The organism is Pseudomonas sp. NPDC098740, assembly GCF_044760065.1.
In the GTDB taxonomy this organism is placed as follows: Bacteria; Pseudomonadota; Gammaproteobacteria; order Pseudomonadales; family Pseudomonadaceae; genus Aquipseudomonas; species Aquipseudomonas rossensis.
The window spans coordinates 26,051-33,188 of sequence record NZ_JBIWAM010000041.1 but is presented as its reverse complement, the minus strand read 5'-3'; the positions used below and the strand labels follow the sequence as shown (position 1 = coordinate 33,188).

General features: G+C 61.5%; 6 protein-coding genes. 5 read left to right on the top strand and 1 reads right to left on the bottom strand.

What is annotated here, in order from left to right; all coding sequences use genetic code 11:
- The first annotated feature begins 284 nt into the window (after nucleotides 1–284).
- The 3 genes from ACIQU2_RS28310 to ACIQU2_RS28300 all read left to right on the top strand — a co-directional run bounded on the left by ACIQU2_RS28310 (nucleotide 285) and on the right by ACIQU2_RS28300 (nucleotide 4,444).
- On the top strand, nucleotides 285–785 hold the full coding sequence (locus ACIQU2_RS28310; protein ID WP_403145797.1) for a sigma-70 family RNA polymerase sigma factor: 501 nt from the start codon (nucleotides 285–287) through the stop codon (nucleotides 783–785).
- Nucleotides 786–939: 154 nt separating this feature from the next.
- A complete protein-coding gene (locus tag ACIQU2_RS28305; RefSeq protein WP_403145795.1) occupies nucleotides 940–1,923 on the top strand; it encodes a FecR family protein in 984 nt (327 codons plus the stop codon).
- Nucleotides 1,924–2,020: 97 nt separating this feature from the next.
- The gene (locus ACIQU2_RS28300; RefSeq protein ID WP_403145792.1) at nucleotides 2,021–4,444 is read left to right on the top strand and encodes a TonB-dependent siderophore receptor; all 2,424 of its coding nucleotides are present in this window, start codon (nucleotides 2,021–2,023) and stop codon (nucleotides 4,442–4,444) included.
- Nucleotides 4,445–4,545: 101 nt separating this feature from the next.
- Here the strand turns inward: ACIQU2_RS28300 and ACIQU2_RS28295 are convergent, their stop codons facing one another.
- Entirely contained in the window at nucleotides 4,546–5,697 is a 1,152-nt protein-coding gene (locus ACIQU2_RS28295; protein ID WP_403145789.1) for an MFS transporter, read from the bottom strand.
- A gap of 94 nt (nucleotides 5,698–5,791) precedes the next feature.
- Here ACIQU2_RS28295 and ACIQU2_RS28290 point away from each other — a divergent pair, with 94 nt between their 5' ends.
- Together ACIQU2_RS28290 and ACIQU2_RS28285 are read left to right on the top strand one after the other, a co-directional pair.
- Nucleotides 5,792–6,076: a helix-turn-helix domain-containing protein gene (locus tag ACIQU2_RS28290; RefSeq protein WP_403145786.1), complete on the top strand. Its 285-nt coding sequence runs from the start codon at nucleotides 5,792–5,794 to the stop codon at nucleotides 6,074–6,076.
- Between the two features lie 44 nt (nucleotides 6,077–6,120).
- The gene (locus ACIQU2_RS28285) at nucleotides 6,121–7,113 is read left to right on the top strand and encodes a diaminopimelate epimerase (protein ID WP_403145783.1); all 993 of its coding nucleotides are present in this window, start codon (nucleotides 6,121–6,123) and stop codon (nucleotides 7,111–7,113) included.
- The last annotated feature ends 25 nt before the right edge of the window (nucleotides 7,114–7,138 follow it).

The following is a 7,138-nucleotide window of genomic DNA, read 5'->3' as shown; positions in this document are numbered from 1 at the left end:
GGCGGCGGTTTTTCAAAAGCGGGTAGACAGTGGGGGCGAGTCCATACATAGCAGCTGGCGAAGCCTGCGTTCGGCTGCGTAGCAGTCGTAAAACCTGAGCGCGAGGTCTTCCTGAAAACCGCGTCGCCTGATTTCACGACTGCTGCGCAGCCGAACGCAGGCTTCGCCAGCTGCTACGGTCCGTGTTGTTCCTTAACGGGTCGGCTCCTGCGGGTTCTTAATCCCATTGCTTCCGGTTAATAGGAAGCATTACTATTCACGCCCCGTCTTCACAGCACACCGCAATGACCCCCAAGCTGCCCCGCAGACACGGCTTTTTCGAGCATTACGAAGAGTTGGTCGGGACCTGGACCCGTCGCCTGAGAAATCGTCAGCAGGCCGAGGACCTGGCCCACGACACTTTCGTGAGGGTGCTTGAGTCCGATTCGGCTTTGGTTGCACAACCTCGGGCGTATTTGCACCAGACCGCACGCAACATCGCGGTGGATGGTTATCGGCGTGAGGATCGGCGGGGCGCCATGGAGTCGGAGGCGGTTGATCACAGTGTGTCGTCGTCCGGCGACCCGGAGCATTTCATGCGTGCGATCCAGTTGGCTGACTCCATCGAACGGGCGCTCACCGAGCTGCCGGTCAACTGCCGCAAGGTGTTTGTCTGGCAGAAGATCGAAGGCCTGACTCAGGCCGAAATCGCTGAACGCCTGGGGCTGTCCAAGAACATGGTGGAAAAGTATATGATCCGCACGCTGCGGCATCTGCGCGACCGCCTTGACGGATTGCAATCATGATGTGCGGTGGCTTTTGTAGGAGCTGGCGAAGCCTGCGATCTTTTGGCGGCATTGAAATCGCTGGAGATCAAGATCAAAAGATCGCAGCCTGCGGCAGCTCCTACATAAGGCAAATCGGCGGTGCCTTCTCATCCCCAGCCAAACAGGAACTTCCATGATGGATACTCGTGATTGTGCGTGCGGGCAAACAACGGTTCGCGACGAGGCGGCGCGGTGGTTTGTGCGTTTGCAGGAACCTGCGATCAATGTCGAAGAGTACCGGCATTTCGAAGCCTGGCTGGACGAACACCCTCAGCATCGCGACGAATTCCAATTACTGCAGGGCTTGTGGACAGCGGCTGATTTGCTGCCGGCGGCGCGCCTGCAAGCCTTGTGTGAAACCCCGCCAGCGCGCAGCAAACGTCGCCCGCTGGTGCGTTATGCGATGGCCGCCAGCGTGTTGGCCGTCGCACTCGGCTTGGGGTTGTTCAGCGGTTTGAATCACCCGGCAATCTACACCGCCGAGTTTTCCACGGCCCTGGGCGAGCGACGTCATGTGGCGTTGCCGGACGGTTCGGTGATCGACCTGAACAGCCGCAGCCGCGTTCAGGTGCACTATGAAAACGACCGCCGCAGCATCGAGCTGACGCAGGGCGAAGCGATGTTCAGCGTCGAGCACGACACCCGTCGGCCCTTCGTGGTCGAGGCGGGCAGCGGCAAGGTCACGGTTACCGGCACCCGGTTTGATGTGCGCCGCGACATCGCCCAAACCCGGGTCGTGGTGGAGCAGGGCACCGTCAAGGTTCAGGGGCACGCAGCGGCGGACAGCGATTTCATCAGCCTCACGGCCGGTCTCGGTACGCACATCGATACCCAAGGCAAAGTGGCTGCTGCCTACGCGATCAATCCTGCCGAGCTGACCGCCTGGCGCAGCGGCAAGCTGGTGTTCAACAACGCCAGACTCAGCGACGTCGCCGAGGAAGTGTCGCGCTATCGGGAGAAACCGCTCACTGTCGGCAACGACAAAGTGGGCAATCTGCGCCTGACCAGCGTGTTCAAATCCGACAACACCGACGCACTGCTCAAGGCCTTGCCGAGCATTCTGCCGGTGGCCGTGCGCACCCTCGATGACGGCAGTCAGGAAATAATTTCAAAATAAATTCAGGTTTTTTTCGAGTTGATCGTCTTCCTGTCCAACTGCAACTGGTTTGCATTAACAAGCGCACACTCTTGCGATCCACAGGACTACGTTCGACGTGAAAAAATCCACCGCTAAAAACAACAAATCCCCTTGGTTGCGCCTCGCTCTCGCCCTGGCTGTCACCGCGGCGCTTCCCCAGGTCTTTGCCGCCGACGCGATTCATATCCCGGCGCAACCTCTGGGGCAGGCCCTGAGTGAACTGGGCCAGCAAACCTCGCTGCAGGTGTTCTTCAGCCCTGAGCTGGTCGCCGGCAAACAGGCCCCTGCGGTGGACGGCAACCTTTCGCCAGAAGACGCACTGCGCCAGCTGCTGCAAGGCAGCGGTCTGCAATACCAGATCGACGAAGGTTCGGTCACGTTGATGCCTGCACCGACGTCTGCTGCCAGCGGCCCGCTGGAGCTGGGCGTGACCGATATCAAGGTGGTCGGCGACTGGCTCGGTGACGCCGATGCCGCCGTGGTGCAGAACCACCCCGGCGCGCGTACGGTGATTCGCCGCGAGGCGATGGTCGAGCAGGGCGCGATGAACGTCGGCGACGTGCTGAAGCGCGTGCCCGGTGTGCAAGTGCAGGACGCCAACGGCACCGGCGGCAGCGACATTTCCCTGAACGTCGGCGTGCGCGGCCTGACCTCGCGCCTGTCGCCACGCTCCACCGTGCTGATTGACGGCGTGCCGGCAGCGTTCGCCCCGTACGGCCAGCCGCAGTTGTCCATGGCGCCGATTTCCTCCGGCAACCTTGACAGCATCGACGTGGTTCGCGGCGCCGGCTCCGTGCGTTACGGGCCACAGAACGTCGGTGGCGTGATCAATTTCGTCACTCGCGCGATTCCGGAGAAAGCCACCGGTGAAATCGGCTCGACCCTGGAAACCTCCCAGCACGGTGGCTGGAAGCACATCGACACGGCGTTTCTCGGCGGCACCGCGGACAACGGCATCGGCATGGCGCTGCTGTACTCGGGCGTGAACGGCAACGGTTACCGTGAACGCAACAACGGCAATGACATCGACGACGTGATCCTCAAGACCCACTGGGCACCCACCGATGTGGACGATTTCAGCCTCAACTTTCACTACTACGACGCCAGCGCCGACATGCCCGGCGGCCTGACCCAGGCGCAGTACGACGCCGAACCGTTCCAGTCCGACCGCAACAACGACAACTTCAGCGGCCGCCGCAAGGACGTCTCGTTCAAGTGGGCACGGCAGATCGACGACCGCACTCAGGCTGAAGTGCTGACTTACTATTCCGACAGCTTCCGTGGCAGCAACATCGCCGCTCGCGATCAGAAAACCCTCGGCTCGTTCCCGCGTACTTACTACACCTTCGGGATTGAACCCCGGGTGTCCCGTGTGTTTGATGTCGGCCCGACCACCCAGGAAGTCAGTGTCGGTTATCGCTACCTCAAGGAAGGCATGCACGAAGAGGCGAGCCGCCTGGCGCTGGTCAACAACGAGCCGGTCGCGACCAAGAGCTCGGACGGCCATGTGTATCAGGACCGCACCGGTGGCACTGAAGCCAACTCGGTGTATGTCGATAACAAAATCGACGTCGGCAACTGGACCATCACCCCCGGCATCCGCTTTGAACACATCAGCACCGACTGGCACGACCGCCCGGTGCTCGACACCGCCGGCAAACCGGTGCTGGAAAAGAACCGCAGCATCGAAAGCAACGAGCCGCTGCCGGCCCTGAGCGTGATGTATCACGTGTCCGATGCCTGGAAACTGTTCGCCAACTACGAAACTTCGTTCGGCAGCCTGCAGTATTTCCAGCTCGGCCAGGGTGGCGCGGGTGACGAACCGGCCAATGGCCTGGAACCGGAAAAGGCCAAGACCTACGAGGTCGGCACGCGCTACAACAATGATGTGTGGGGCGGGGAAGTAACGCTGTTCTACATTGACTTCGATAAAGAGCTGCAATACATCAGCAACGATGCGGGCTGGACCAACCTCGGCGCGACCACGCACCAGGGCCTCGAAGCCTCGGTGCACTACGACATGGCGGCGCTGGATCCACGGCTGGACGGCCTGACCGCCAATGCCGGCTTCACTTACACGCGCGCCGTTTATGAAGGCGAGATCCCGGGCTTCAAGGGGCGTGACCTGCCGTTCTATTCGCGTCAGGTGGCGACTGCCGGCCTGCGTTACGACATCAACCGCTGGACTTACAACCTCGATGCCTTTGCCCAGTCCAAGCAGCGTTCGCCGGGCGTGGCTGTGAACGCTGATGGCAGTTTCAGCGGCAACTACATCACCGAAGGCACCGCGGACGGCCAGTACGGCGACATTCCGGGTTACGTCACCTGGAACGTGCGCGGCGGTTATGACTTCGGCGCGACGCTTTCGAACCTGAAAGTCGGCGCCGGGGTGAAGAATATTTTCGACAAGCAGTACTTCACCCGCTCCAGCGACAACAACTCGGGGATGTACGTTGGCGCACCGCGCACGTTCTTTGTGCAGGCCAGCGTCGGGTTCTGATAGACCGAGTTGCCCTCATCGTCGGATCGCCGCCCGGAGCAAGCTCGCTCCCACAAGGTTTTGTGTGATCCCTGTGGGAGCGAGCTTGCTCGCGATGCTTTTCAGACCTTCAACACCTTCCCGCCAATGGCCACCGCCACTAGCAACACCGCCATCAACCCGAAGGCAAAACTCAAACTGCTGCCATGGGCGATAAACCCGATCAACGCAGGCCCGGCAAGAATGCCCGCGTAGCCCAACGTGGTAATGGCCGGCACGGCGACGCTTTCGGGCATCACCGTCTGTTTGCCCACTGAGGTGTACAGCACCGGCACTATGTTCGAACAACCAGCCCCCAACATTGCATAACCCACCAGCGCCGCTTCCCAACTCGGGGCGAAGGTCGCCACAAACAGGCCCGCCGCGGCCGTCAACCCACCGAACACAATCACCCGCGTAGCGCCGAGACGACGCACGATCGAATCGCCGGTCAAACGTCCGACGGTCATGGTCAACGCAAACGCCGCGTAACCCAGTCCCGCATAAGCGGTATCGATTCCGCGCTCCTGCGCCAGGAACACCGCGCTCCAGTCGAGCGCCGCGCCTTCGGCGAGGAACACGATGAAACACATCCCGCCGATGAACAGCACGATGCCATGGGGAACGGCAAACGCCGGCCCCGAACTTTCGCTGCCGTAAGGCAAGAGGTGCGGCGCGGCCTTGGTCAGGGCGATCAGCAGCATCACGATCACCACCAGCGTCGCCCCCAGCGGTGAAACCCCGAAGCCGAGCAGGGCACTGACACCCGCCGCACCGACAATACCGCCGAGGCTGAACAGCCCATGGAAGCCCGACATCATGGTCTTGCCGCTGGCCCGTTCGACGATCACCGCTTGCAGGTTCACCGTCGAATCCACCGTGCCCAGCCCCGCGCCGAACATGAACAACGCGGCAATCAACGCCGGAATCGACGTCACCGTCGCCAATAGCGGCAGGGCCGCACAAATCAGCAACACTCCGGCGCTCACCACCCGGCGACAGCCGAAACGCGTGGCCAGAAGCCCCGCCATCGGCATCGCCAGAATCGACCCCACCCCCAGGCACAACAACAGCAAACCGAGCGTCCCTTCATCCAGCCCGGCCCGAGCCTTGGCGTAGGGCACCAGCGGCGCCCACGCAGCGATGCCGAAACCGGCAATGAAAAAGGCGATGCGCGTGGACATCTGTTCCAGGCGTCCGGGAACAAATGCGGTTTGAGTGTTGAGGTTGGTCATATCAATCCTTGGCAAAAAACGTCGCGTACCCAAGGGACAGTGACTCACCGGTGAGGGTTCGATCAGCGTCCGCCCAGGTTCGCGGTCAGGCAGGGTGACATCCTTGCACAGCCTGACCCTCCATCGCGAGCGCGACTGTCAGTGCCCTTCGCACAATCCGCGCAGGTGTTCGTCGCGCACCGTCAGCGAAACCGGTTTCACCTTCAGCCAATGGCGCCGGCGCGCACGGTTGTTGCGCGCGCTGGAACGGTTGGCGGCAGCGGTGCCGGTGACGACGATTGCGCTGGAACTGGGTTATGAAAACGTCAGCGCGTTTATTGCGATGTTTCGACGAACGTTCGGGGTGACGCCGGGGCGGTATTTCATCGCCGGACATTGACGCCTAAAGTACAGGCACTTACTGGCTGATTTCAGGACCGATCCATGACGCCGTACTACGATGCTCGAGGCAATATCTATGCGGTTATGGCGCCTGACGCCGTGCGCCGGGGAGGTATCGATCTACCCGAGCAGGCCAGTCTCGCTGCGCAAACCCGTGCGGCATGGACTGTTTCGGCTATCGAGGCCTTCTGTGACTGGGCCCCCGGCACACAACCGCCAGGCAGCAAGGATCATCGTTGCGACGGTTTGCTGGTCGGTCCGTTTCAAACGTCGCCACCGTTTGACCTGCTGATCGTCAACACCGACGGCACGCTCGCCGAGCGCAGTGGCAACGGGCTGACGATTTTCTCTCAGGCCCTGAGTGAGCAAGGGCTGCTGCCGAGGGACGAGGTTTGTTTGCTCAGGGTTCATCACGATAAGACTGATGCGGTTTCACCGGTGGGCACTTCGGTGAAACCGGCCGAGATCGAGGGTGTGAAAGGGTTCTGGCTGGATCTGGGCAAACCCTCGTTCGGGCCTGACGCGGTGGGGGCTAAAGGGGTTGAAAGCGTGCTGTTGAACGGTCGCGACGTCAGCCATGTGCAGCCGTTGTCGGCGCTCGATCCCGCATGGTCTCAAAGCCAGTTTGTGCGCATCGGCAATCCACATTGTGTGACGCTTGTAGAGAGCGCGGATGTATTGCCGAGCAATGAGCAAATGCGCGAACCGCGGTTGTCCAAAGGGCTGACGCGTATCGCTTACGCCATGCCGACCGGGGCAGGGGAGCCGTGTCCTGCTGGCGTCAATCTGCAATGGGCGATGCTTGAGTCAGAAGGGCGAGTCGTCGCGCGGGTATTCGAGCGCGGAGAGGGGCCGACGGCGTCGTCGGGCACCAGCGCCAGTGCGGTGGCTTGCGCCGCATGGCGGGTGGGTTGGGTCACGGCTGGCGAAGTGAAAGTCGTCATGCCCGGGGGGGCGGCGCCGATTTTGTTGGAGGAATTAGAGGGGGAATTGAGTCAGGTCAGGCTATTTGGTACGGCTCGATTGATGGATTGAATTCAAGATTGCCTTCGCGGGCAAG

Excerpts from the sequence above, each read along its gene's own strand:
- ACIQU2_RS28310 (WP_403145797.1), top strand. The coding sequence starts at position 285 with ATGACCCCCAAGCTGCCCCGCAGACACGGCTTTTTCGAGCATTACGAA.
- ACIQU2_RS28305 (WP_403145795.1), top strand. The coding sequence starts at position 940 with ATGATGGATACTCGTGATTGTGCGTGCGGGCAAACAACGGTTCGCGAC.
- ACIQU2_RS28295 (WP_403145789.1), bottom strand. The coding sequence starts at position 5,697 with ATGACCAACCTCAACACTCAAACCGCATTTGTTCCCGGACGCCTGGAA.
- ACIQU2_RS28285 (WP_403145783.1), top strand. The coding sequence starts at position 6,121 with ATGACGCCGTACTACGATGCTCGAGGCAATATCTATGCGGTTATGGCG.